22 protein-coding genes are annotated in these 22,787 nt (G+C 68.7%); 10 read left to right on the top strand and 12 right to left on the bottom strand.

Translation table 11 applies throughout. The features are described from left to right. The first annotated feature begins 6 nt into the window (after positions 1–6). Positions 7–1,767: a lipid A export permease/ATP-binding protein MsbA gene (msbA, locus tag ASC37_RS04525; protein ID WP_198289002.1), complete on the top strand. Its 1,761-nt coding sequence runs from the start codon at positions 7–9 to the stop codon at positions 1,765–1,767. Between the two features lie 82 nt (positions 1,768–1,849). Here msbA and cobC read toward each other — a convergent pair whose 3' ends face one another. From cobC to cobU, 4 genes are all read right to left on the bottom strand, one after another. After that, complete coding sequence (gene cobC, locus ASC37_RS04520) at positions 1,850–2,407, bottom strand: alpha-ribazole phosphatase family protein (RefSeq protein ID WP_055423241.1); 558 nt, start codon at positions 2,405–2,407, stop codon at positions 1,850–1,852. Continuing rightward, positions 2,392–3,171, bottom strand: coding sequence for an adenosylcobinamide-GDP ribazoletransferase (gene cobS, locus ASC37_RS04515; RefSeq protein ID WP_055423240.1), 780 nt, complete (start codon positions 3,169–3,171; stop codon positions 2,392–2,394). Before cobS ends, cobC begins: the two co-directional genes overlap by 16 nt. A gap of 25 nt (positions 3,172–3,196) precedes the next feature. Then, positions 3,197–4,237: a nicotinate-nucleotide--dimethylbenzimidazole phosphoribosyltransferase gene (cobT, locus tag ASC37_RS04510; protein WP_055423239.1), complete on the bottom strand. Its 1,041-nt coding sequence runs from the start codon at positions 4,235–4,237 to the stop codon at positions 3,197–3,199. Between the two features lie 71 nt (positions 4,238–4,308). Then, the gene (gene cobU, locus ASC37_RS04505) at positions 4,309–4,842 is read right to left on the bottom strand and encodes a bifunctional adenosylcobinamide kinase/adenosylcobinamide-phosphate guanylyltransferase (protein ID WP_055423238.1); all 534 of its coding nucleotides are present in this window, start codon (positions 4,840–4,842) and stop codon (positions 4,309–4,311) included. A gap of 70 nt (positions 4,843–4,912) precedes the next feature. Here cobU and ampD point away from each other — a divergent pair, with 70 nt between their 5' ends. Beyond that, on the top strand, positions 4,913–5,521 hold the full coding sequence (gene ampD, locus ASC37_RS04500; RefSeq protein ID WP_072247923.1) for a 1,6-anhydro-N-acetylmuramyl-L-alanine amidase AmpD: 609 nt from the start codon (positions 4,913–4,915) through the stop codon (positions 5,519–5,521). Between the two features lie 257 nt (positions 5,522–5,778). After that, complete coding sequence (locus tag ASC37_RS04495; RefSeq protein ID WP_055423237.1) at positions 5,779–6,621, top strand: lytic transglycosylase domain-containing protein; 843 nt, start codon at positions 5,779–5,781, stop codon at positions 6,619–6,621. Positions 6,622–6,649: 28 nt separating this feature from the next. On the opposite strand, the gene ASC37_RS04490 is transcribed toward ASC37_RS04495, so the two are convergent. After that, complete coding sequence (locus tag ASC37_RS04490) at positions 6,650–7,816, bottom strand: pyridoxal phosphate-dependent aminotransferase (RefSeq protein WP_055423236.1); 1,167 nt, start codon at positions 7,814–7,816, stop codon at positions 6,650–6,652. Between the two features lie 19 nt (positions 7,817–7,835). Continuing rightward, positions 7,836–9,680, bottom strand: coding sequence for a phosphoenolpyruvate carboxykinase (GTP) (locus tag ASC37_RS04485; RefSeq protein WP_055423235.1), 1,845 nt, complete (start codon positions 9,678–9,680; stop codon positions 7,836–7,838). Between the two features lie 200 nt (positions 9,681–9,880). Here ASC37_RS04485 and pbpG point away from each other — a divergent pair, with 200 nt between their 5' ends. After that, positions 9,881–10,744 (top strand): D-alanyl-D-alanine endopeptidase, encoded by an 864-nt coding sequence (gene pbpG / locus ASC37_RS04480; RefSeq protein WP_055423234.1) that lies wholly within the window; start codon positions 9,881–9,883, stop codon positions 10,742–10,744. Positions 10,745–10,863: 119 nt separating this feature from the next. Here pbpG and ASC37_RS04475 read toward each other — a convergent pair whose 3' ends face one another. Continuing rightward, on the bottom strand, positions 10,864–11,700 hold the full coding sequence (locus ASC37_RS04475) for an IclR family transcriptional regulator (protein ID WP_055423233.1): 837 nt from the start codon (positions 11,698–11,700) through the stop codon (positions 10,864–10,866). A gap of 68 nt (positions 11,701–11,768) precedes the next feature. Between ASC37_RS04475 and mbhE the strand changes: the two genes are divergently transcribed. Genes mbhE through ASC37_RS04445 form a run of 6 tightly spaced genes read left to right on the top strand, consistent with a single transcriptional unit; the run spans position 11,769 to position 17,632 of the window. After that, positions 11,769–14,606, top strand: coding sequence for a hydrogen gas-evolving membrane-bound hydrogenase subunit E (gene mbhE, locus ASC37_RS04470; protein WP_055423232.1), 2,838 nt, complete (start codon positions 11,769–11,771; stop codon positions 14,604–14,606). Between the two features lies 1 nt (position 14,607). Continuing rightward, the gene (locus ASC37_RS04465; RefSeq protein ID WP_055423231.1) at positions 14,608–14,958 is read left to right on the top strand and encodes a Na+/H+ antiporter subunit C; all 351 of its coding nucleotides are present in this window, start codon (positions 14,608–14,610) and stop codon (positions 14,956–14,958) included. Beyond that, the gene (locus ASC37_RS04460; RefSeq protein ID WP_055423230.1) at positions 14,955–16,451 is read left to right on the top strand and encodes a monovalent cation/H+ antiporter subunit D; all 1,497 of its coding nucleotides are present in this window, start codon (positions 14,955–14,957) and stop codon (positions 16,449–16,451) included. Before ASC37_RS04465 ends, ASC37_RS04460 begins: the two co-directional genes overlap by 4 nt. Beyond that, positions 16,448–16,966, top strand: a complete 519-nt coding sequence (locus tag ASC37_RS04455) for a Na+/H+ antiporter subunit E (protein WP_055423229.1) — start codon at positions 16,448–16,450, stop codon at positions 16,964–16,966. The genes ASC37_RS04460 and ASC37_RS04455 overlap by 4 nt, the downstream gene beginning before the upstream one ends. Next, positions 16,963–17,232 (top strand): K+/H+ antiporter subunit F, encoded by a 270-nt coding sequence (locus ASC37_RS04450; RefSeq protein ID WP_055423228.1) that lies wholly within the window; start codon positions 16,963–16,965, stop codon positions 17,230–17,232. The genes ASC37_RS04455 and ASC37_RS04450 overlap by 4 nt, the downstream gene beginning before the upstream one ends. 10 nt (positions 17,233–17,242) lie before the next feature. Next, positions 17,243–17,632, top strand: coding sequence for a Na+/H+ antiporter subunit G (locus ASC37_RS04445; protein ID WP_055423227.1), 390 nt, complete (start codon positions 17,243–17,245; stop codon positions 17,630–17,632). A 3-nt stretch (positions 17,633–17,635) separates the two neighbouring features. On the opposite strand, the gene ASC37_RS04440 is transcribed toward ASC37_RS04445, so the two are convergent. From ASC37_RS04440 to ASC37_RS04420, 5 genes are read right to left on the bottom strand one after another with little or no spacing between them, the layout of a single operon-like run. Next, the gene (locus ASC37_RS04440) at positions 17,636–18,901 is read right to left on the bottom strand and encodes a sulfate adenylyltransferase subunit 1 (protein ID WP_055423226.1); all 1,266 of its coding nucleotides are present in this window, start codon (positions 18,899–18,901) and stop codon (positions 17,636–17,638) included. Further along, on the bottom strand, positions 18,901–19,803 hold the full coding sequence (gene cysD / locus ASC37_RS04435) for a sulfate adenylyltransferase subunit CysD (RefSeq protein ID WP_055423225.1): 903 nt from the start codon (positions 19,801–19,803) through the stop codon (positions 18,901–18,903). The genes ASC37_RS04440 and cysD overlap by 1 nt, the downstream gene beginning before the upstream one ends. Beyond that, positions 19,800–20,543: a phosphoadenylyl-sulfate reductase gene (locus ASC37_RS04430; protein ID WP_055423224.1), complete on the bottom strand. Its 744-nt coding sequence runs from the start codon at positions 20,541–20,543 to the stop codon at positions 19,800–19,802. Before ASC37_RS04430 ends, cysD begins: the two co-directional genes overlap by 4 nt. Beyond that, complete coding sequence (locus ASC37_RS04425) at positions 20,540–21,064, bottom strand: DUF934 domain-containing protein (protein ID WP_055423223.1); 525 nt, start codon at positions 21,062–21,064, stop codon at positions 20,540–20,542. Before ASC37_RS04425 ends, ASC37_RS04430 begins: the two co-directional genes overlap by 4 nt. Then, entirely contained in the window at positions 21,051–22,766 is a 1,716-nt protein-coding gene (locus tag ASC37_RS04420) for a nitrite/sulfite reductase (RefSeq protein WP_055423222.1), read from the bottom strand. The genes ASC37_RS04425 and ASC37_RS04420 overlap by 14 nt, the downstream gene beginning before the upstream one ends. Between the last annotated feature and the right edge of the window lie 21 nt (positions 22,767–22,787).

Genomic DNA, 22,787 nt, shown 5'->3' with positions numbered 1-22,787 from the left:
CGAAGCATGGATTCTTCCTGGGTGCTCTATCGCCGCCTGTGGCAGTACGTGCGCCCCTATCGCGGCGCGTTCGCGCTGGCCATGCTCGGTTACGTGATCTTCGCCAGCGGCCAGCCGATGATGATGGGCGCGCTGAAGTATTTCGTCGATGGCCTGACCAACCCGGCGCGGGCTCGGCTGGTGGTGCCGGCGTTGGGCGAAGTCGACACGCTCTACCTCGTGCCGGCAGCCTTGATGCTGGTGGCGCTGTGGCAGGGGATCGGCTCGTTTCTCGGGGCCTACTCCATGTCCAAGGTGTCCGTAGGGATCATCCACGACCTGCGTGCGGCGCTCTTCGCGCATGGGCTGAGGCTTCCTACGGCCTATTACGATTCCCAGGATTCCGGGCGGATCATCTCGCGGCTCACCTTCGACGTGACCATGACCACCGGCGCCGTGACCGAGGCGGTGCGCGTCGTCGTGCGCGAAGGCTTGACCGTGGTCTCGCTCTTTTCCTATCTGCTGTGGTCGAACTGGAAACTCACGCTGGTGCTGGCGGTGCTCCTTCCCGTGCTCGGCGCGATGATGCGCAGCGCCGGGCGCAAGCTGCGCTCTGCCTCGCGCCGCTTGCAGGAGACGATGGGGCGCATCACCGCCATCGCCACCGAGGCGGTATTGGCCCAACGGGTCATCAAAGCCTTTGGCGGCGAGCAGCGGGAATTGCAGCGCTTCGCCCGGGCCAACGACGAGGATTTCCAGCGGCAGCTGCGGCTGGCGCGGATCGGGGCACGCAACGGCTCGACGACGCAGCTCGTCACCTTCGTGGCGATCGGCTCCTTGCTGTGGCTCGTGCTGTGGCTGCGCGGCGATGCTTCCGCCGGTGAGCTGGTGGCCTACGTCACGGCCGCGGGGCTGCTGCCCAAACCGATCCGGCAGCTGACCGAGGTCAATAGCCGCATCGCCCGCGGCTTGGCCGGGGCCGAGAGCATTTTTTCGCTGCTCGACGTGCCGCCGGAACATGACGAGGGGAGCTTTGCCCCCGAGCGTGCCCGCGGCGAGATCGCCTATGAGGGGGTGCGCTTCCGTTATCCCAATGCCCAAGACTGGGCGCTCGACGGCCTGGATCTGCGCATCGAGCCCGGCTCGGTGGTTGCCCTGGTGGGCCCCTCGGGCAGCGGCAAGTCGACCATGGCCCAGCTGCTGCTGCGCTTCTACGATCCTACCGAGGGTTGCATCCGCTTGGACGGCGTCCCCTTGCCGCAGTGGCGGCTCGCGGCGCTGCGCCGTCAGATCGCCTACGTCGGACAGCAGGTGGTGCTGTTCGACGCGACCGTGGCGGAGAACATCGCCTACGGGGCGGGCGAGCGGGCGGTGTCGCGCGAGGAGATCGTCGCCGCGGCGCGCGCGGCGCATGCGCTGGAGTTCATCGAGCGTTTGCCGCAAGGTTTCGACACCCCCATCGGCGAGAACGGGGCGCTGCTCTCCGGCGGCCAGCGCCAGCGCCTGGCGATCGCCCGCGCCTTGCTGAAAGATGCGCCGGTTCTGGTGCTCGACGAGGCGACCTCCGCCCTGGACAACGAATCCGAGCGCGCGGTGCAGGCAGCCTTGGAGACGCTCATGCAAGGGCGCACGACGCTCGTGATCGCGCACCGCCTCACGACGGTGGAGCGGGCCGATCGCATCGTAGTGATGGAGCGCGGCCGCATCGTCGAGAGCGGCACGCACGCGCAGCTGCTCGCCGCGGGCGGGCGCTACGCGCAGCTGTACCGGGAGGATCTGGTGGCATGAAGGCCGAAGCGCCTTCCGCGCTTCGGCCATGGCCCTCGGCTATCCCCACCGGTGGCAGCTGCACCGTGCAGGCAGCGCCGGTTTACGTCCGGTTGAACCACCGCAGCATGCTTCCCCAGGGTTCGAGGTCGATGCGCGTGGCCTGGGCGCAACCGAAGTCGAGCGACAGCCAACGCTCGCGTGGCAGCCCCAGCAGATGCCCGGCGAGCACGCGCAAGGGGCCGCCGTGGGCGACGATCACGATCGCCTCTTCATCCTGGTGGCGTTCGCGCGTCTCCTGCCACCATTCGAGCACGCGGATGGCCATTTCGGCGGCCGACTCGCCTCCCGGCGGTTGAAACCCGAAGGGATTTTTCGCCCAGAGTTCCAGGGCTTCGCCCAGGGACTCGAAGGGTTGCAGCTCCCATTGGCCGAAGTGCATTTCTTTTAGCCGTTCATCGAGGATGGGCTGCCCTAGGACCTGGGCCAGCGCCAGCGCCCGGCTCGAGGGGCTGGAGAAGAGACGGAATCGTTCGGGCAGCCAGGGACGCAGACGTTCGGCGGCCTCTTCGGCGGGTTCGGCCAGCGGCACGTCGCTGTGGCCATAGCACAGCTGCGGGTCGATGGCCACGCGCGGATGTCGGATCAGATGAATTTCCATGCAGCCAAGATTCCTAGCAGAAAGGCGATTTCGCCCGTTTGTTGGACGGCGCCGAGCACGTCGCCGGTATAGCCCCCCAGCCGGCGGGCGCATAGCCGCGTCCATGCGGCCCCGGTGGCCCCGGCGGCAGCGAGCCCCGCGAGCGCGACCGGCGGCGGGAGCAAGGCGAGCGGTGCGAGCACCCCGAGCGCGGCGGTGAGCCGTGCCGTGCCGTCCAGTCCTTGCACCACCGGTTTGGCGCGGCTCGTGGCGTCTTCGGCGCGCGCGTAAGGCAGGGCCAGCATGGGGACCAGCACCGTGCCGCGCGAGACCGCGTGCGCGGCCATGAGCGCGGCCAGGATCGCCACCCCGTCGAGCCGGACGGCGATCGCGGCAGTGAGTGCGATGCGCGCCGCCAGCGCCAGGATGAGCGCCGTGGCGCCATAATTGCCCAGCCGCACGTCCTTCATGATGGCGAGGATGTGCATTCTATCCCAGCCCGCGCCGAAGCCGTCGACGGTATCGCTCAGACCGTCCTCGTGCAGGGCGCCGGTGAGCGCCACTGCGGCGGCCACGGCGAGCACGGCGGCGACTTCCGGTGGCCAGAGCCAGCGCGTCAGGAGCAGCACGGCCCCGCAGAGCAGTCCGACGACGATGCCTGTCCAGGGGAAGAATCCGATGGCGCCGCTCTGGTGAATCGGCACCTGCGGCAAGTCGCGCGGCAGCGGCAGCCGGGTGAAGAACTGCAGCGCCGCGACGAACCGCAAGAAGAGGGTGCGGATCATGTATGAGGCGGGGGCGCGTGGCGGTTCAGCTGCCCGAGGCCACGCCGGCGGCCGAGAAACTGGCCATCTCGCGCAGGAAGGCGGCGGCGGAAACGATGAGCGGATAGGCGAGCGCTGCGCCGGTACCTTCGCCCAGACGCAGATCGAGTTCGAGCAGCGCTTCGGCGCCAAGCCGCTCGAGCTGCAGGCGGTGTCCCGGCTCCTGCGAACGGTGCGAGAAGAGGCAGTAGTCGAGCACGGCCGGTTCCAGGGCATGGGCGACGAGGAGCGCGGCGGTGACGATGAATCCGTCGACGAGGATGACGAGGCGGCGCTCGGCCGCCGCCAGCATCGCCCCGGCGATCTGGCCGATCTCGAGCCCGCCATATTCGGCGAGCACGTCAATCGGATTGGCGGGTACGCCGCCGCGTACGAGCGCCGTCTCGAGCAGCCGGCGCTTGGTCGCCAGTCCTTCGTCGTCGAGCCCCGTGCCGCGGCCGGTGATCGCCTCGAGCGGTGCGCCGGTGAAGCAGTGCGTCAGCAGGGTGGCGGAGGCCGTGTTGCCGATGCCCATTTCGCCCAGCAGCAGGCAATCGGTCTCGGGCGGCAGGCGGCGCACCAGCTCGGCGCCGGTGGCGAGGCTGCGCACGGCAAGTTTCCGGCCGAGCGCCGGGGCCTGGAGGTAGTCGTTGCTGCCGAAGGCGAGCTTGGCATCGATCAGGCCGGGGCGCGGCGCGAACACGTGGTCGACGCCGGCGTCGACCACGGCAAGGGGGATGCCGTGCTGGCGGCAGAAGACGTTGATCGCCGCGCCGCCGGCGAGGAAATTCTCCACCATCTGCCAGGTGACTTCGCGCGGAAAGGCCGAGATGCCGGGCCGGCGCGTGGCGCCGTGATCGGCGGCGAAGACGAGCGCCTGCGGGTGTTCCTGGCGGGGATCGAGGCGGCGCTGGATGAGGCCCATGCACAGCGCCGTGGTTTCGAGCCGCCCCAGCGCGCCGCGCGGCTTGGTCTTGTCGTCGATGGCGCGCTGCAGGCGGGCGGCGAGGTCCGGGTCGTGCGTCGGCGTGATGGAGAATTCGAGCATCGAAAGGGAAGGATCGTCGGCGAAAGCCCGCATTGTACGCAAAGGCGATGGCGGGGGAAACGCCGGCGCCGCTATTTCAGGCGCAACGGCAGTCCGGCAGCGACGAAGCTCACCGCGGCCGCGCGCGCGGCGACGTCCTGATTGAGCCGCCCGGCCTCGTCGCGGAAGCGCCGCCCGAGCGCCGTTTCGGGAACCAGTCCCAGCCCGACTTCGTTGGCGACCAGGACGAGCGGCCCCGGCGGGGCGGCTACGAGTTCGAGCAGCGCCGCACGTTCGGCGGAGAATTCCTCCGGGCCGCGGCGCGGCGTGTCGTCGAGACAGGCCAGGAGCCAGTTCGACAGCCACAGCGTCAGGCAATCGACGAGCACGAAGCGTCCGGGGGCGGCATGGGCGCGCAGCGCGTCGGCGAGTGCGAAGGGGGCTTCCACCGTGCGCCAGTGGGCGGGGCGCTCACGTCGGTGGCGGGCGATGCGCTCGGCCATCTCTGCGTCGCGCGGCTCGCCCGTGACGATCACCGTCACCGGCAGAGCGCTTTCTTCGGCGAGCCGCTGGGCCAGGGCGCTCTTGCCGCTGCGGGCGCCGCCGAGCAGGAAGTGGGCGCTCATGAGGTAGGGGTCCGATCCGTGGAAACCCTCTATTATAGGGAGGACGGCGACCACTGGTGTGGGGGGAACGATGGAGGGGAAAGAGGCGCTTGAGGCCTGCATCGACCGGCGCGTGGCCTCGCCCAACTGTGACGAGCGCCCGGCAGGGATGCCGATCAGCCTCGTGGTGCTGCACGCGATCAGCCTGCCGCCGGAAGTCTTCGGTGGCGACGCGGTCGAGCGGCTCTTTACCAACACGCTCGATCCGGCAGGGCATCCCGCCTTCGCCTCACTCGAAGGGCTGCGCGTGTCGGCACACTACTTCATCCGGCGCGACGCCGAGACGATCGAATTCGTTCCTCCGGATCGCCGTGCCTGGCATGCCGGTCTCTCCTGCTGGGAAGGGCGGGCCCGCTGCAACGATTTCTCCGTGGGCATCGAGCTGGAAGGATCCGATCGCCAGCCTTTCACTTCCGCCCAATATGAGCGGGTGGCGGCGCTCGTCGCCGCCCTCCTGAGACGATATCCTTCGATCGACTCGGTTGCAGGGCACTGTCATATTGCGCCGGTCCGCAAGACCGACCCCGGACCTTTCTTCGACTGGCACCGTTTCGCTGCCCTTCTGCCTCCGACGTCGACGGCGCGCGTGCGGATCGCAGGCCTTTCTTCGGGGCGTTTTCTTCCCCTTTTGCTGTCGTAAGGATGCAACAAACGCGGGTCGGCCGCGCATTCTGATCAGCCAACCCCTTGGCGGAACGAAAGTTTCGCGTTATCCTGCGTTTTCCTCAACGATCATTCTGCTTTTTCTCCCCTGCGGCGGCACCCCCGCCGCGCCCCGATCGGCCGCATTTCGGCCGGCATGTACGACCTCACGATCGCCTTCGTCGCCGCCATTTCTGCGGCAGCATCACTGTGATACTCGGCGAAGGCGCCTCGGTACGAAAGGAGGACATCGTCATGACCGAAGACCGACGGTATGACAAAGAAGTAGAAATTGCGACCGGTCGCACTGCCGTGCCCGGTCGCGTGGCGGCCACCGTCCTGCTCGCGCTCGCCTGCTGTACCGGCCTCTTGGGGCTTTTCGTCGTCTCCGGTCCCGGAGAAGCGGCGATGGCGCCGGCGGCCACGGCCTTGTTGCCTTTGCCCGAAGACGACGGCGACGACGATATCGATGCCGCTGCCGAAGTTTCGCAGCCGGTGGTCAGCGAAACGGCCGCGCCTGCTCCCGTGTCCGCTCCGGCCGAAAAGCGCGTCGCTTCTTCGTCCGTCCCTCGTGAGCCGGCCAAGGTTGCCAAGGCGCCCGGCGATTCGGTGCAGGCGCACCTCGGCATCCAGGCCCTGAGCCCCGAGATGCGCCGCGTGCGCGATCACGTGGCGCGGCGTTATCGCGTGGCCTCCGCCGCGCTCACGCCGCTCTTCCTTACGCTGGAGCAGGAAGCTCGCCGCCGTGGGCTCGATCCAACGCTGGTGGTGGCGGTGATCGCCATCGAGTCCGAGTTCAACCCCTTTGCCGAGAGCCCCGACGGGGCGCAAGGGCTGATGCAAGTCGTCCCGAAGTGGCACGTGCAACGCATCCATGCGCGGCTCAAGCGGAAAGCGCCCGAAGATGCGCTCTTCGATCCTCAGCTCAACGTTTCGGTGGGGATCGAAGTGCTGGCCGAAGCCAAACAGCGCTACGGTAGCACCGAGAAGGCCCTGCAAGCCTTTGCCGGCGCTTTGGACGACCCGGAGCAGCGCTACGCGCGCCGGGTGCTGGCGATGAAGCGCAGCCTGGAGCAGATCGCGCGGCGGCAAGGCTGAGGATCTGCGCGGAACTCGCTGCGTCGCTTCAGCGGCGCAGCACCTTGGCCAGCCGCTCGATGGCGGCGGCGATGCGCGCCTGGGTGGTGGTGTAGGCAAAGCGCAGGAATTGATCGGCGCGGTGCTCGCCAAAATCTCTGCCAGGGGTGACGGCCACGTACGCTTCCTCGATGAAGCGCTGCGCCAGGCGCTCGGCCGTCTCTCCCAAAGCCGAGACGTCGGCGTAGGCATAGAAGGCGCCGGTGGGTTCGGCCGGCACGGTCAGGCCCAATGTGTCGAGTCCGCGAAGCAGCACGGCTCTGCGCCGGGCGAACTCCGCGCGGCGCCGCTCCAGCTCGTCCTGCGTCTGCGGCAGGAAGGCGGCGAGCGCCGCGTGCTGCGCCACTGTCGAAGGCGAGATGAAAAGGTGCTGGGCGAGCTTTTCCGCCTCGCGCACCCAGTCGGCGTCGGGGAGCACCAGCCAGCCGAGCCGCCAGCCGGTCATGCCGAAATACTTGGAGAAGCTGTTGACGACGAGCACGTCGCGCCGGCGCGAGAGGATGGTGCGCATCGGCACGCCGTAGGTGAGCCCTTGGTAGATCTCGTCGACGAGGGTGATCGCGCCGCGCTCGGCCGCCGCCTCGGCGATCGCATCGATCTCATCGAGCGAGAGCAGGGTGCCGGTGGGATTGGCTGGCGAGGCGAGCATCACGCCGCGGGTGCGTGGCCCGCAGGCGGCGGCGATCATCGCCGCCGTGGGTTGGAAGGCCGTTTCCGGGCCGACCGGCAGCAGGCGCACGCGTCCTTCGAAGGTGCGCACGAGGTGGCGGTTGCAGGGGTAGGAAGGGTCGGGCAGCAGCCACTCGTCGCCGGGGTCGGTGGTGATGCCCAAGGCCAACACCAAGGCGCCAGAGGCGCCGGCGGTGATGACGATGCGCTCGGGAGCGACATCGGCCCCCAGACGTTCGGCGTAGAAGGCGGAAATGGCCTCGCGCAGGGCCGGCAGCCCCAGCGCCGGCGTGTAGGCCACGCGCCCGGCGGCGAGGAAACGCTGCGCCGCTTCCAGCACCGGTTCGGGCGTGGGAAAGTCGGGCTCGCCCACTTCCATGTGGATCACGTCGCAACCGGAGCGTTCGAGCTCGGAGGCGCGGCGCAGCAGCTCCATCACGTGAAACGGCGCAATCTCGCCCATGCGGGCGGCGAACCTCGGGGCCATCGCCGCGCTCCTTTGCCGGTCAGTCTTCGTGCAGCATCAGTTCGAAGAGTTCGCGCTTGAGTACCAGCTCGCGCGGCAGGCGCTCGCCGAGCTTGTCGAACCACTCCTTGTGCTCCGCCAGTTCCTGACGCCAGGCTTCGACGTCGACGCGGGTGAGCGCCTCGAATTGTTCTCGGGTGATGTCGAGCCCCGTCCAGTCGATGTCCTCGAAGCGCGGCATCCAACCGAGCGGCGTCTCCTTGGCGCCGACGCGGCCGTGGCAGCGATCGACGATCCACTTGAGCACCCGCATGTTTTCGCCGAAACCTGGCCACATGAAGCGGCCGTTTTCGTCCAGGCGGAACCAATTGACGCAGAAGATGCGCGGCGGGTGCTCGACCACGCGCCCCATGCGCAGCCAGTGGTTGAAGTAGTCGCCCATGTGGTAGCCGCAGAAGGGCAGCATGGCGAAGGGATCGCGGCGCACCACGCCCTGCTTGCCGGTGGCCGCCGCCGTGGTTTCCGACCCCAGGGTCGCGGCCATGTACACGCCGTAGCCCCAGTTGAAGGCCTCATAGACGAGCGGCACGGTGGTGGCGCGCCGTCCGCCGAAGATGAAGGCGGAGATGGGCACGCCCTCGGGGTTTTCCCATTCGGGGTCGATGGAGGGGCACTGGCTTGCCGGCGCGGTGAAGCGGGCGTTGGGGTGCGCCGCCTTGCGCCCGGTCTCGCGGGCGATTTCGGGCGTCCAGTCGCGCCCTTGCCAGTCGAGGCAGTGCGCCGGCGGCTCGGACATGCCTTCCCACCACACGTCGCCGTCGTCGGTGAGCGCGACGTTGGTGAAGATCACGTTGGCGTGCAGCGTGGCCATGGCGTTGGGGTTGGTCTTCACACCGGTGCCGGGCGCGACGCCGAAGAAGCCCGCCTCGGGGTTGATGGCGCGGAACTTCCCGTCGGGGCCGGGCTTGATCCAGGCGATGTCGTCGCCCACTGTGGTGATCTTCCAGCCGTCGAAGCGCTTGGGTGGGATGAGCATGGCGAAGTTGGTCTTGCCGCAGGCCGAGGGGAAGGCAGCGGCCACGTAGGTCTTCTCGCCCTGCGGGGATTCGACGCCGAGGATGAGCATGTGCTCGGCAAGCCACCCTTCGTCGCGTGCCATGGTGGAGGCGATGCGCAGCGCAAAGCACTTCTTGCCAAGGAGTGCGTTGCCGCCGTAGCCCGAACCGAAAGACCAGATCTCGCGCGTTTCGGGGAAGTGCACGATGTACTTGGTGTGGTTGCACGGCCAGCGCGCATCTTTCTGGCCCGGCTCGAGTGGCGCGCCCACCGAATGCACGGCCGGCACGAAGAATCCGTCTTCGCCCAGCACGTCGTAGACGGCTTTGCCCATGCGCGTCATGATGCGCATGTTGGCCACGACGTAGGGGCTGTCGGAGAGTTCGACGCCGAGGTGGGCGATCGGGCTGCCCAGCGGCCCCATGGAGAAGGGGATGATGTAGAGCGTGCGCCCGTGCATGCAGCCGCGGAAGAGCCCCGTGAGCGTGGCGCGCATCTTCGCCGGATCTTCCCAGTTGTTGGTGGGGCCGGCGTCGTCGGGGTTCTGGGTACAGATGAAGGTGCGATCTTCCACCCGGGCGACGTCGGAGGGGTCGGACCAGGCGAGGTAGGAGTTCGGGCGTTTCTCGGGGTTGAGCCGGATCAGCGTGCCGGACTCGACCATTTCCTGACACAGGCGGTCGTATTCTTCCTGCGAGCCGTCGCACCAATGGACGCGGTCGGGTTCGGTGAGCTCGGCGATGTCGGCCACCCAGCGCTTGAGCCCTTCGTGGCGGACGTAGTCAGGCGCCGATTCGAGCGCCATGCGGCGAAAACGATTGTCGGTCATGGACTTCCTCACGGGTGATACAGTAAAAAGCCGGTCGGCGACGCGGCCCGCAGGCGGCGGCGAAGCCGTAATTGTCGCACGAGTCGATGACGGGGATGCCGGCGCGACGGCGTAATTCCGTCCGTGGGGGGCTCGTTTTTCGTCACGAACTGTTATATTTGGCGGATCATCGGGTGCGCGATTTGCGTCGGGAGGCTGCCATGCTGCGTCGACTCGTTCAGAGGGGGATTTTCGCGATCCTCCTGGTGATGGTGTCGTGGGCCCAGGCGGGGGAGCCGCCGCTCAAATCCGAGTCTTTCCTCGTGGCGGATGCGCGCTCGCTCGAGCGCATTGCCCTGCGCGGTGATCCGGCCGAACCCATGCCGATCGCTTCCATCACCAAGCTGATGACGGCCATGGTGGTGCTCGAGAGCCACCTGCCGCTCGACGAGACGATCACCGTCGGCCAGGAGGACATCGATACCCTCAAGGGGACGCGTTCGCGCCTGCCGGTCGGCACCCGCCTCACCCGGCGCGAGGCGCTCCTTCTGGCGCTCATGGCTTCCGAAAACCGGGCGGCCATGGCCCTGTCGCGCCATTATCCCGGCGGGCGGCCGGCCTTTTTGCAGGCGATGAACGTCAAGGCCCGCATGCTGGGAATGCGCAATTCCCGTTTCGTCGACCCGGCAGGGCTCAACCCAGGCAACGTCGCCTCCATGCAGGATCTGGTGAAAATGGTGCGCGCCGCGAGCGAGTACCCCTTGATCCGCGACTTTTCCACCCGGGAACAGGCCGCCGTGCAGGTCGGCCGGCGGCTGGTGCAGTTCGGCACCACCAACCGGCTGGTGAAACGCGACGACTGGCACATCACGCTGCAGAAGACCGGCTATACCAGCGAGGCGGGGCGATGTCTGGTGATGATCAGCGAGGTCTCCGGCCGACCGGTGATCATGGTGCTGATGAACAGCCAAGGTAAGCTCACGCGGGTGGCCGACGCGCAGCGCCTGCGCCGCTGGTTGGAGACGGGCGGCAGCGTCACCGAGGCGCGCGGCGGCAAACCGCGGCTGGCGGCGCACCGCGGTTGATCTAGGGGTAGCGCCAGGGAATCGGGCTGGCGTCCGGTCCGGTCGTGGCGTCGCCCGCTCCTGGCGTCCGCGTGCCACGCTACTATCCCGAGCGGGGGCGAGTGCTTCGCGGCGGGCGCTCAGGGAGCGAAGACTTCGTGCGCCGGCGTCTCGGCCCGGCCCGTGGGGGCATGGCCGAGCGCCCGCGAGATCGCATCCGCCGTTCGCTTCACCGGTCCGGCCAGCGCCGGGTCGTAGCGCTCGGCCGGTGTGGAGAGCGATAGCCCCGCCACCAGCGCGCCGTCTTCGTCGCGAATGCCGGCGGCGATACAGCGCACCCCCACCTCCTGTTCGTCGAGATCGTAGGCGATGCCTTCCCGGCGAACCCGCGCCAATTCTTCGTGCAGCCGCGCCGGATCGGTGATCGAACGCGGCGTCATTGGGGGGAGGCCCGTGCGGGCGATGTAGCGCTCGACCTCCGCCTGCGGCTCTTCGGCGAGGAAGAGCTTGCCGGTGGCGGTGGTGTGTAGCGGCGCACGGGAGCCGACGATGTGCACCACGCGTACCGCCGAGCGCCCGCCGCTCGTGCGCTCGATGTAGACGATGTGATCGCCGTCGCGGATGCCCAGATTGACGCTCTCGCCGGTGGCGCGATGCAGCCGCTGCAGCCAGGGATGGGCGACGTCGCGCAGCGACAGGCGCGCCTTGACGAGCGCGCCGAGTTCGAGCAGCCGAATGCCCAGGCGGTAGGTTCCTCCTTCGAGCCGCTCGACGAAACCGGCCGCCGTCATGGCGGCGAGGATGCGGTGCGCCGTGGAGGGGTGCAAACCGGCCTCGCCCGCGAGCGCCTTGAGCGGCAGCGGATCGGGATGGCGGGCGAGCACGTCGAGCAGGGTGACGAGCCGGTCGATCACCTGGATCGAACTCTTGGCTTCGACCGGAGCCGGGTCGGGGGCTGCAGAAGGGTGCGGTATCATCGGGTCGATCGCTTGTTTCGAGGCGAAAGTATAGCGCGATTTTTCGCATCGTGAAATGAGGAGGGGCGATGGGGGTAAGTGCAATCGTCGCTTTGCCGCTGCTGGGGGCGATCCTGCCGCCGCTCTTCACCCGGGCGGGGCGTACGCCGGCGCTGCTCGCCGCCCTAGCACCGAGCCTGGTGGCGCTCGCGCTGCTGTGGGGGAGCGCGCCGACGGTATTCTCCGGCGCGGTGGTGGAAGAGGTCGTGCCCTGGGTACCTTCCCTGGGTTTGGAATGGGCGCTGCGCCTCGATGGTCTGGGGTTTTTCTTCGCCTCCCTGATCCTGGCGATCGGTATCCTGATCTTCATCTATAGCCGCGCTTATCTCGCCGGCAACGAACCTCTCGGCACGTTCTACGCTTATCTCCTCCTGTTCCAGGGGGCGATGCTGGGGGTGGTGCTCGCCGACAATCTCTTGCTCTTACCCGTCTTCTGGGAGCTCACCAGCCTTTCTTCTTTTCTCCTCATCGGCTTCTGGCACCATCAGGCCGATGGACGGCGCGGGGCGAGGCTCGCGCTGGCGATCACCGGTGCCGGGGGGCTCGCGCTGCTCGCCGGCCTGATCCTGCTCGGGGAGATCGCTGGCACCTACCGCATCTCGGAGCTCGCGGCGCGGCGCGAGCTGATCCTCGCCGCGCCTGTGGCGCCGGTGGTGCTTGCCTTGATCCTGCTGGGCGCCTTTACCAAGAGCGCGCAGTTCCCCTTCCATTTTTGGTTGCCGCACGCGATGGCTGCGCCCACTCCGGTTTCGGCCTACCTGCATTCGGCCACCATGGTGAAGGCGGGGCTGTATCTGCTCGCGCGCCTGTGGCCGGTGTTCGGCCAAACCGACGCGTGGGGCGCATGGGTGACGGGGGTCGGGGCAGCGACCATGCTCCTGGGAGCAGCGATCGCGCTCTTCAAGGACGATCTGAAGGCGCTGCTGGCCTATTCCACCGTGAGTCATCTGGGTTTGGTGACCATGCTCCTTGGCTTGGGCTCGCCTGCGGCGGTGTTCGCCGCTCTGCTGCACGTGCTGATGCACGCCACCTTCAAGGCGGCGCTCTTCATGAACGCGGGCATCGTCGATCACGAGACGGGTTCGCGCGACCTGCGCCGCCTCGGGGGCCTGGCCAAAGTCATGCCGGGGACGGCAGGCATGGGAACGCTGGCGGCACTGTCGATGGCCGGGGTGCCGCCGTTGAACGGGTTCGTCTCCAAGGAGACGATGCTCTCCGAGGTGCTGGCGACACGCTGGGGGGACGGCTGGCTGCTGTGGGGAATCGTCGTCTTGGCGACGATCTTCTCCGCGGCCTACGCGTTCCGGTATTTTTCGGCGCTCTTCTTCGGGCCGTTGCGCCTTCCGGAAGGACGACGTCCGCACGATCCTCCGGCGCTGCTGTGGGGGCCACCCTTGGTCCTGGTCGTGGCGGTGGTGGCGTTGGGGCTGTGGCCCGGTCTGGCCGAGCCCTTGCTCGTTGCGGCGAGCGCGGCCGCCGCGGGGAGCGGCCGTGAGTGGCCGGAGCTCGCGCCGTGGCATGGGTTCGGCGCGCCGCTCGTGGTGTCGGCCGCGGCCTTCGTTTGTGGTGCGGCGCTGGTGTGGCGCTACCAAGCGCTGTCTTGCCGGGTGCTTGCCTGGGCTTTGCCGCTCGATGGACGAAGGGCGTTCTTCGCCGCGCAGGAAGGGTTGGTGCGGGGGGCGCACTGCCTCGTCGCTCGCCTGCACTTGGGGGTACTGGGGCGCTACGTGCTGCTGCTCGCCCTGGTGAGCCTCCTTGCGCTCGCGCTGGGTTGGGGTACAGGGGAGGGCTGGCAGCCGCAGCGCCCGCCCACGCCCGCCAACGGACTGGCCTGGATCTTCGCCGGCCTTGCGCTCGTGGCCACCGCCGCCGTGCTGCGCTGGCATCATGAGCGACTGCGGGCGGTGCTGCTCATCGGAGTGGTGGGGCTGGTCGTTTCGCTCGCTTTCCTCCATGCGTCCGCGCCGGATCTGGCGCTTACTCAGATCGCGGTGGAGGCGGTAACCACCGTGCTGCTCTTGCTTACGCTGTTCTTCCTGCCACAGCAGGATGCACCCCGGGCGTCGGCACCGCGAGGTGCGGCGGTGGTGGCGATACTCGTCGGCCTGGCGGTGGGGCTGCTCGCCTGGGTGATGATGCGCAATGAGGCCCCCACCCTGGCCGAGTATTTCTGGAGCCGTTCGGTACCAGAAGGCGGAGGGCGCAACGTGGTCAATGTGATCCTGGTTGATTTCCGCGGCTACGACACCTACGGCGAGATCACGGTGCTTGGCATCGCCGGACTGGTGATCTATGCCCTGCTGCAGGGGATGCAGGAGGGGCCGGCGCGCGAGGGGCTTCGCGCCTGGCATTTCCCCTTCGCCCTCTCGCCCACGCGCCATCCGCTGCCTTTCGCCGTGACGGCGCGGGTGATGTTGCCTTTCCTGCTCACGGCCGGGGTCTATGTGTTCTTGCGTGGGCACAATGCCCCGGGCGGCGGGTTCATTGCCGCGCTGCTCGTGGCGCTCGCCTTCCTGATCCAGTACATGGCGAGCGGCCTATGCTGGACGATGCAGCGCCTGCGCGTCGATGCCCATCTGTGGATCGGTGCGGGCTTGCTCGTGGCCGGCATCACCGGCATGGCGGCGATGGGCTTGGGCGCGTCCTTTTTGCGCAGTGCCCATGGAGAAGTGCATCTTCCGGGCATCGGGCCGGTGGCGCTGGCGAGCGCCATGGGGTTCGATCTGGGGGTGCTGCTGACGGTGTTCGGAGCGGTGACGCTGGCCTTGGCGCAGCTGGCGCGCCTGGGGCGGCTGGCGGGGTTTGCGCCGAACCGCACGCCCATGGATCCGGACGTGTCGCCGGAGTCGTCGAGGGAGGAATCGTGAGATGGAAGGCTTGTTCGCCGTGCTCATCGGGGCGCTGACCGCCGCCGGGCTGTATCTGTGCTGTCTGAGGCAGGTTTTTCTCGTGGTGCTGGGTCTGTCGCTGCTCTCCTACGCCACCAACCTCTTCGTCTTCGTCGCGGGACGGCTGAGCTTGGGCGCGCCGCCGATCTGGGAGGAAGGCGTGACGCGCTTCGCCGATCCGCTGCCGCAGGCGCTGGTGCTCACGGCCATCGTCATTTCCTTCGGGATGACGGCGCTCCTGGTGGTGCTGGCGATCCGGGCGCGCTTCGAGGCGGGCGAGGAGCGCATCGACGTGCCGCCGGTGACGCGCGCGACGGAGACGGACCGGTGACGGCGCATCTGCCGGTCTTGCCGGTGCTGATTCCGGCGGTGAGCGCGGCAGTGATGGTGGCGCTCACGCGCCAGGACGTGGTGCTGGCGCGCGTGCTCGCCTTTGCTTCGGCCGCCGCCCAGATTGGAGTCGCCATCCTACTCTTCGCCGCGGTGCGCGAGGGCGAAATCCTCGTCTATCGGCTGGGGGACTGGCCGGTACCCTACGGCATCGCGCTGGTGGCCGATCGCCTGTCGGTGGCCTTGGTGCTGCTCACTGCCGGTTTGGGAGCCGTGCTCCTGCTGCAGGCGCTCTCTGCCTGGGACCGGGCCGGGCCGCATTTTCACCCGCTCTTCCAGTTCCAGCTCATGGGGATTTATGGCGCTTTTCTCACGGGCGACTTTTTCAACCTCTTCGTCTTCTTCGAGGTGATGCTGATCGCCTCCTACGGGCTGATGGTGCATGGCGGCGGCGCGGCGCGCCTGACGAACGCCATGCAGTACATGGTGGTGAACCTCATCGGTTCGACGCTCTTTCTCTTCGCCGTCTCGCTCGTCTACAACGCGGCCGGCACCCTCAATTTCGCCGATTTGGCAGTGCGCGTGCCGACGGTGCCGGCTTCCGATCGGGGCATCCTCATGGCCGGGGGGATGCTGCTGTGCGTCGTTTTCTTGCTGAAAGCGGCGGTGGTGCCGCTGCAGTTCTGGCTGCCGGGGGCCTACGGGCACGCGCCGGGGGTGGCGGCGGCGCTCTTTGCCTTGCTCTCCAAGGTCGGGGCTTATGCGCTGCTGCGCTTCGCGCTCGTCGGCCTGGGTCTGGGGCAGCTGGCGGCGCTGGAGCCGCTCGCCTGGCTTACCTTGTTGGCCGGGGCTTTGGGGGTGCTGGCCGCACCCACGCTGGGGGTGCTCGCCGGTTTTGCCTCCATCGCCTCGATCGGCGTGCTCTTCGTCGGGCTTGCGGGGGCGCAGGCGCCGCGCCTGGGGGCCGGGCTCTATTATCTGGTGCATTCCACCCTGGCTGGCGCCGCGCTCTTCGTGCTCGCCGATCTGGTGCGTGCGGCACGGCGCAAGGAAGGCGACGCCGTTGTCGGCGGCCAGAATTTCGCCGGACGGGCGCTGCTCGGCGGGGGCTTTTTCCTCGCGGCGATCGCGGCGGTGGGCCTGCCGCCGCTCTCCGGCTTCGTCGGCAAGATCGCGCTGCTGCGCAGCATCCCGGTGGAGGGGGGCGCCGGGGCAGCGAGCTGGGCCTTCGTGCTCGTGACGTCTTTCCTCCTGCTGCTGGGTCTGTCGCGGGCGGGTTCGCGGGTGTTCTGGAAGGCGCAAGGGGAGGCGCCGGCCGCGGCACGCGGACCGGCGGCGGGCGGCGTGGCGGTGCTCGCGCTGCTGTTCGCGGCGATGTTCGCCTGGGCGATCGCTGCCGAGCCGGCGCTCGCCTATTTCACGCAGGCAGCCCAGGCCCTGCTCGAGCCGGGTGCCTACGTGCAGGCGGTGACGGGGGCGGGGGTGTTCCGATGAGCGTTCGTGCGCGCCTGCGGCGCTGGCTGCCGCATCCGGTCTTGAGCCTGGCACTGATCCTGGCGTGGGTGGCGCTGCAAAACGAGTTCGCCGCGGCGCATTGGCTGATGGGTGCGATTGTGGGCGTGGTGATTCCGCGGCTCCTGCGCCCTTTCTGGCCGGATCCGCCGCCGGTGCGCTCGTGGCGCGCCGCGCTGGCCTATGCGGCCGTCGTGCTGTGGGACATCGCCAAGGCCAACGTGCAGGTGGCCGGCTGGGTGCTGCTGCGCCGGCCCGAGACGCTGCGCTCGAGCTGGCTCGTCGTGCCGCTGGAATTGCGCGTACCGGAGGCGATCACCTTGCTCGCGGGCACGATCACCATGACACCGGGCACGGTGAGCTGCGATCTGGCCGCAGACGGTTCGGCGCTGCTGGTGCATTGCCTGCACACCGAGGATGCGGCGGCGACGGTGGCCGAGATCAAGGCGCGTTACGAAGCGCGCCTGATGCGGATGTTCGGGGAGGATGAATCATGATCGAGATGGCGGCGTTGGTGGCGCTGGCGGCGTTCGGGTTGGGGGTGCTGCTGTGTGCCTGGCGGCTTTGGCGCGGCCCGGATCTGGTCGACCGGGTGCTGGCGATGGATACCTTGACGGTGAACGTGATCGCGCTCATCGTCACCTCGGGCATCTGGCAGGGAAGCTCGGTGCCGTTCGTGGCGGCGCTTTTTTTCGCCATGATCGGGTTCGTGTCGACGGTGGCGTTTTGCCGCTATGTGCTGCGCGGGCAGATCATCGAATAGGAGGGGCGAGATGGCGGATATGCTGGTCGCAGCCTTGCTGCTCGTGGGGGCGTTCTTCGGTCTGGTGGGCTCGTGGGGGCTGGTGCGGCTGCCGCAGACGATGCAGCGCCTGCACACGCCGACCAAGGCGACCACGCTGGGAGTGGGCGGAGTACTGCTCGCGTCGATCGTCTATTTCGGCGGTGTGCGCGGCGAGTGGTCGATCCATGAGCTGCTCGTCACCCTCTTTCTCTTCCTGACGGCCCCGGTTTCGGCGCTCATGCTCGCTCGGGCCTGGCTGCACCGCGAGCGGGAACGGGTGCGCGCAACGCTGCCCCGTCCTGGGGCGTCCGGCGTCGACTGGGGAGTGTACCAGCCGATACCGGAGGAAGCGGAGCACGGTGCCGCACCGAAGCGATAGGCTTCACTGCGCTCCGCGGATCATCCCCGCGGCCACCGTGTCCCAGGTGGCGGGGTCGAGGAGGAGGAAGCTGCCGGTATCGCGCAGCACCTCGTAGCGATCGGCGGCGATCGGTTGGGCGAGTTTGACGCGCACCCGGGCGATGTCGTTCATCGCGAGTTCGTGCGCCGGTACGCGCTCGAGCGTGGCCACGTCCAGGTTCCATTCGATCGCTTCGATCCGCGCCTGTACTTCGCGCGTGGTGTGGCGCAGCAGGTAGGTGCGCCGGGGGGCGAGAGGGGCCGGGTCGAGCCAGACGAGGTCGGCCTCTACGCCGCGGGCGAGCGTCGGGGCGGATTCGTCGGCGCGCACGAGGAGATCGCCCCGGCCGACGTCGAGATCGTCGGCGAGCCGGATCATGACCGAATCACCGGCGACGGCGTGCTCGCGCGGTACGCCTCCCACTTCGATGGCGGTCACGGTGCTGCGGCGCCCGGAGGGCAGCACGGCGATCTCCTCGCCCACGGCGAGCGTGCCGGCCGCGACCTGTCCCGCCAGGCCGCGGTAGTCGTGCAGCAAGGGGTCGGTGGATTCGCGCGGCCGGCAGACCCATTGCACGGGAAAGCGGAAGGGCTTGTCGCGCGCGCCGTCCTCGACGGGGGTGCGCTCGAGCACTTCCAGCAGCGTCGGGCCCAGGTACCAGGGCAGATGCTCGCCGCGCTCGACCACCATGTCGCCCAAAAGGGCCGACATGGGGAGGTAGTGGCGGCGCGCGCGCAGGCCGCTTGCCTCGGCGAAGTCTTCGAAGGCGTAGACCACCTCCTCGAAGGCGGCCGGGTCGAACCCGACGAGGTCCATTTTGTTGACCGCGATCGCCAGCGCCGGGATGCCGACGAGGTCGGCGAGCAGGGCATGGCGCCGGGTCTGGGCCGTGAGTCCCTGGCGCACGTCGACCAGCAGCACGGCGAGCTGGGCGGTGGAGGCGGCGGTGACCATGTTGCGGGTGTATTGCTCGTGCCCCGGTGCGTCGGCGATGATGAAGGTGCGCGCGCCGCTGCGGAAGTAGCGGTAGGCGACGTCGATGGTGATGCCCTGTTCGCGCTCGGCGATCAGCCCGTCGGTGACGAGCGAGAGGTCGGGGGCGGTGGCTCCGCGGCGCCGGCTGGTGCGTTCGATTCCCTCGAGAGTGTCGACCAGCAGCGCCCGGCTGTCGTAGAGCAGACGCCCGATGAGCGTGCTCTTGCCGTCATCGACGCTGCCGCAGGTGAGAAAGCGCAGTACGGTATCCATCAGAAATAACCCTCGCGTTTGCGTTGTTCCATCGACGCTTCGTGCGTCTGGTCATCGAGCCGGGTGGCCCCTCGCTCGGAGACGGTGGTCGCGGCGGTCTCGCGCAGGATTTCCTCGATCGTGCGGGCGCGCGATTCCACCGGCGCGGTGCAGGGGATGTCGCCCACCGTGCGAAAACGCACCCACAGCGTCTCCACCGTCTCGCCCTCGCGCGCCGGGGTGAGCTCGGTGACCGGTGCGAGCAGGTTGCCGCGGCGCACGCAGGGGCGGGGATGGGCGAAGTAGATCGAGGGCAGTTCCAAGCCCTCGCGGGCGATGTACTGCCATACGTCCAGTTCCGTCCAGTCGCTGATGGGGAAGGCGCGCACGTGCCCGCCCGGCGGGACCTTGGCGTTGTAGAGGCGCCAGAGCTCCGGACGCTGGTTCTTCGGATCCCATTGGCCGAACTCGTCGCGCACGCTGAAGACGCGCTCCTTGGCGCGGGCTTTTTCTTCGTCGCGGCGCGCGCCGCCGATGAGGCAGTCGAAACCGAACTCCTCGATCGCCTCGCGCAGGGTCACCGACTGATGTCGGTTGCGCGACTCGTCCGGACGAGCGAGGCGGACCGTGCCGCGGGCGATGGAATCTTCCACCGAGCGCACGATGAGCCGCTCGCCGAGTTCGGCGGCGCGCCGGTCGCGGAAGGCGATCACCTCGGGGTAGTTGTGACCGGTGTCGATGTGCAGCAGGGGAAAGGGAAAACGGCCGGGGCGGAAGGCTTTTTCGGCGAGCCGCAGCAGGCAGACCGAGTCCTTGCCGCCGGAGAAGAGCAGGGCGGGGTTCTGGCATTGCCCCGCCACTTCACGCAGGATGTGGATGGCCTCGGCTTCGAGCCGGTCGAGATGGGTGCGGGGGGCGATCATCGGGTCTCTCCGGTGAGGACGGGGCGGCGGTGCAGGCCGCATTCCTTGTGTTCGGGCCGTTCCCACCACCAGCGTCCGGCGCGCGGGTCTTCGCCCACGGCCACGGCTCGGGTGCAGGGGGCGCAGCCGATGCTGGGGTAGAAACGCTCGTGCAGGGGGTGGAAGGGCACGCCGTGGTGGCGCAGGTAGGCCCAGACGTCGCGCGCGCTCCAGTCGGCGAGCGGGTTGAACTTCGCCAGCCCGTGCGCTTCGTCCCATTGCTCCGGCGGCAGGTCGCTGCGGGTGGGAGATTGCTCGCGGCGCATGCCCGTGATCCAGGCTCGCTTGCCGGCGAGCGCCCGGGCGAGTGGGCGCACCTTGCGCGCGTCGCAGCAGGCAAGGCGCGCTTCGAGCGAATCATAGAATCCGTTGATGCCATGGCGGGCGACGAAGGCTTCCACGTCCTCGGCCTGCGGGGCGAAGAGCTGCAGACGCAGGCCGTAGTGCGCTTCCACCCGGGCGATCAGAGCATAGGTCTCCTCGTGCAGACGGCCGGTGTCGAGCACGAAGAGGCCGATGGAGGGGGCGTGGCGGGCGATGAGGTCGGTGAGTACCATGTCCTCGGCGCCGAGGCTGCTCGCGAGCACCGCCGGGGCGTGCTCGCGGGCGATGCGCTCGAGAAGGGCGATGGCGGCCTCGGTTTTTTTGTCGAGCGCCGCCAGTTCGGCGGCATCGAGCCGGGGGCGGGTGGGATCGCTCATGGGGTTCGCTCCTCGGCAAGTCCGCGCGCCCGGCGACGGAAAAGCGGCTCGGGTACGGCGGCGCTCGCCTGATAGGGTTCGGGGAAGACGGTCAGCAAACGGGTGCCGTCGCGCTCCAGGGTTGCACGGTCGTAGCGGGCCGGGTCGGGAACGAAGCCGTCGAAACCGCAGCGGCGAAGATAATCGAGCTGGTCGAGCAGGAAGGCACCGAAAGCGGTGAGCCGGCCATGCCAGCCGCGCCGACGCAGGCGCGTGGCCTGGCTGAAGGCCCGTCCGTCGGTGAATTTGGCAAAAGGCAGCACGATCTCCCCGAGCCGGGCGCATTCTTCCGCCGTGAGGATCGGTTCTTCTTCCGGAGCGAGCCACACCCGCCGCGGCAGGGGTGATGCGCCCGCGGCGAGCGCCTCGCGCCAGGCCGGGAGTGCCAGCACGGCGTCCGCTTCGTCGAGCGCGGCTTCCCAGGCCGATACCAGCACCGCGCGGTAGGCAGAGACGCGGCCGTCGAGCTCAAGCTTCCACATCGGCGGCCTCCTGGAGCGCGGGGTGACGGGCGGCGGGGGTACCGGCATAGACGGCCTCCTTGAAAGGCGCAGGCCCCAGACGGTCGAGCGTGTCGAGGAAGGTCTCGCCCGGGGCGCGTCGGGCGCGGTAGGTTTCGACCAGGGTGCGCGCCACGCGCGGCATGTCCTCGGCGCGGAAGGCCGGCCCGATCACCTTACCCAGCCGCGTGTCGTTCCCCTGCCGTCCGCCGATCGTCACCTGGAACCATTCCTCGCCGTTCTTATCCACCCCGAGCACGCCGATGTGCCCCACGTGATGGTGGCCGCAGGCGTTCATGCAGCCCGAGACGTTGATCGACAGCGGTCCGATGTCTTCCAGCTCCGCTTCGGTGAACTCGGCGAGCAGCGCCTGCGCCACCGGAATCGAGCGGGCGTTGGCGAGGGCGCAGTAGTCACCGCCGGGGCAGGAGATGAGATCGTGCGCGAGGCGGAAGCTCGGATGCCCGAAACCGAGCGCGCGTGCTTCGCGCCACAGTCCCGGCAGCGTTTCCTCGCGCACCCAGGCAAGCGCCAGGTTCTGCTCGTGCGTGACGCGGATCTCGCCGTCGCCGTAGCGTTCGGCCCAGTCGGCGATCGCCTCCATCTCATCGGCGGAAACGTCGCCCGGGGCGCTCGCTGCGCGCTTGGTGGTGAGCACGACGAGGGCGTAACCCGGCTGACGCTGCAGGTGCACGTTGCGCTGCCGCCAGCGCGTGAAGGCCGGCCATTCGTCCGCGCCGAGCGAGGCGACGGCAGGCAGCTCGGTTTGCCGCGCCCGCACGCGGCGCAGATCGTCGAAGTGCGCTGCCACGCGTTCGATCTCCTCGCGCGTGGGCCGCAGGGCCTCGCCCTGGGCCGCGAGTTCGGCGCGGTAGGCATCGACCTCGGCGCGAAAGGCGTCGACGCCGATCGCCTGCACCAGGATCTTGATGCGCGCCTTGTAGAGGTTGTCGCGCCGCCCATGGCGGTTGTAGACGTGCAGGATCGCTTCCAGCACGGTGAAGAGTTCCTCGGCCGGCACCTCGTCGTAGAGGAGTTTGCCCAGGATCGGCGTGCGTCCCAGCCCACCGCCCACGAAGACGCGCACCCGCGGCAGGAGGGGATCTTCGCCCGGCAAGAGTTCGAGGCCGATGTCGTGGGCCCGGACGAGCACGCGGTCTTCCTCGGCTCCATGCACGGCGATCTTGAACTTGCGCGGCAGGAAGGCGAACTCGGGGTGGAAACTCGACCATTGGCGGATCAGTTCGCACCAGGGGCGCGGATCGACGCGCTCATCCGGGGCCGCGCCGGCAAACGGATCGGTGGTGAGGTTGCGGATGCAGTTGCCGGAAGTCTGGATGGCGTGCAGCCCCACTTCGGCCAGACGCTCGAGGATGTCGGCCGTGTCCTCCAGCCGGATCCAGTTGAACTGGATGTTCTGCCGGGTGGTGAAGTGACCGTAGCCGCGGTCGTAGCGGCGGGCGATGTTGGCCAGCATCCGTAGCTGCCGCGCCTCCAGCAGTCCATAGGGAATGGCCACGCGCAGCATGGGCGCGTGGCGCTGGACGTAGAGGCCGTTTTGCAGGCGCAGCGGGCGAAATTCGTCCTCGCCGAGCTCACCGGCAAGGAAACGGCGCAGCTGGTCGCGATACTGGGCGACGCGGGCCTGCACCATGGCTTGATCCCAGGAATCGTAGCGGTACATGCAAGTTTCCCCTATGCGATG

This window comes from Tepidiphilus thermophilus (assembly GCF_001418245.1).
Lineage (GTDB): Bacteria > Pseudomonadota > Gammaproteobacteria > Burkholderiales > Rhodocyclaceae > Tepidiphilus > Tepidiphilus succinatimandens.
This window is presented reverse-complemented; position numbering and strand designations above follow the sequence as displayed.

Excerpts from the sequence above, each read along its gene's own strand:
- ASC37_RS04425 (WP_055423223.1), bottom strand. The coding sequence starts at position 21,064 with ATGTGGAAGCTTGAGCTCGACGGCCGCGTCTCTGCCTACCGCGCGGTG.
- cobU (WP_055423238.1), bottom strand. The coding sequence starts at position 4,842 with ATGAGCGCCCACTTCCTGCTCGGCGGCGCCCGCAGCGGCAAGAGCGCC.
- pbpG (WP_055423234.1), top strand. The coding sequence starts at position 9,881 with ATGCTGCGTCGACTCGTTCAGAGGGGGATTTTCGCGATCCTCCTGGTG.
- cobC (WP_055423241.1), bottom strand. The coding sequence starts at position 2,407 with ATGGAAATTCATCTGATCCGACATCCGCGCGTGGCCATCGACCCGCAG.
- ASC37_RS04440 (WP_055423226.1), bottom strand. The coding sequence starts at position 18,901 with ATGGATACCGTACTGCGCTTTCTCACCTGCGGCAGCGTCGATGACGGC.
- ASC37_RS04430 (WP_055423224.1), bottom strand. The coding sequence starts at position 20,543 with ATGAGCGATCCCACCCGCCCCCGGCTCGATGCCGCCGAACTGGCGGCG.
- ASC37_RS04495 (WP_055423237.1), top strand. The coding sequence starts at position 5,779 with ATGACCGAAGACCGACGGTATGACAAAGAAGTAGAAATTGCGACCGGT.
- mbhE (WP_055423232.1), top strand. The coding sequence starts at position 11,769 with ATGGGGGTAAGTGCAATCGTCGCTTTGCCGCTGCTGGGGGCGATCCTG.
- cobT (WP_055423239.1), bottom strand. The coding sequence starts at position 4,237 with ATGCTCGAATTCTCCATCACGCCGACGCACGACCCGGACCTCGCCGCC.
- ASC37_RS04420 (WP_055423222.1), bottom strand. The coding sequence starts at position 22,766 with ATGTACCGCTACGATTCCTGGGATCAAGCCATGGTGCAGGCCCGCGTC.
- msbA (WP_198289002.1), top strand. The coding sequence starts at position 7 with ATGGATTCTTCCTGGGTGCTCTATCGCCGCCTGTGGCAGTACGTGCGC.
- ASC37_RS04490 (WP_055423236.1), bottom strand. The coding sequence starts at position 7,816 with ATGGCCCCGAGGTTCGCCGCCCGCATGGGCGAGATTGCGCCGTTTCAC.
- ASC37_RS04475 (WP_055423233.1), bottom strand. The coding sequence starts at position 11,700 with ATGATACCGCACCCTTCTGCAGCCCCCGACCCGGCTCCGGTCGAAGCC.
- ASC37_RS04485 (WP_055423235.1), bottom strand. The coding sequence starts at position 9,680 with ATGACCGACAATCGTTTTCGCCGCATGGCGCTCGAATCGGCGCCTGAC.
- cobS (WP_055423240.1), bottom strand. The coding sequence starts at position 3,171 with ATGATCCGCACCCTCTTCTTGCGGTTCGTCGCGGCGCTGCAGTTCTTC.
- ASC37_RS04465 (WP_055423231.1), top strand. The coding sequence starts at position 14,608 with ATGGAAGGCTTGTTCGCCGTGCTCATCGGGGCGCTGACCGCCGCCGGG.
- ASC37_RS04450 (WP_055423228.1), top strand. The coding sequence starts at position 16,963 with ATGATCGAGATGGCGGCGTTGGTGGCGCTGGCGGCGTTCGGGTTGGGG.
- ASC37_RS04445 (WP_055423227.1), top strand. The coding sequence starts at position 17,243 with ATGGCGGATATGCTGGTCGCAGCCTTGCTGCTCGTGGGGGCGTTCTTC.
- cysD (WP_055423225.1), bottom strand. The coding sequence starts at position 19,803 with ATGATCGCCCCCCGCACCCATCTCGACCGGCTCGAAGCCGAGGCCATC.
- ampD (WP_072247923.1), top strand. The coding sequence starts at position 4,913 with ATGGAGGGGAAAGAGGCGCTTGAGGCCTGCATCGACCGGCGCGTGGCC.
- ASC37_RS04455 (WP_055423229.1), top strand. The coding sequence starts at position 16,448 with ATGAGCGTTCGTGCGCGCCTGCGGCGCTGGCTGCCGCATCCGGTCTTG.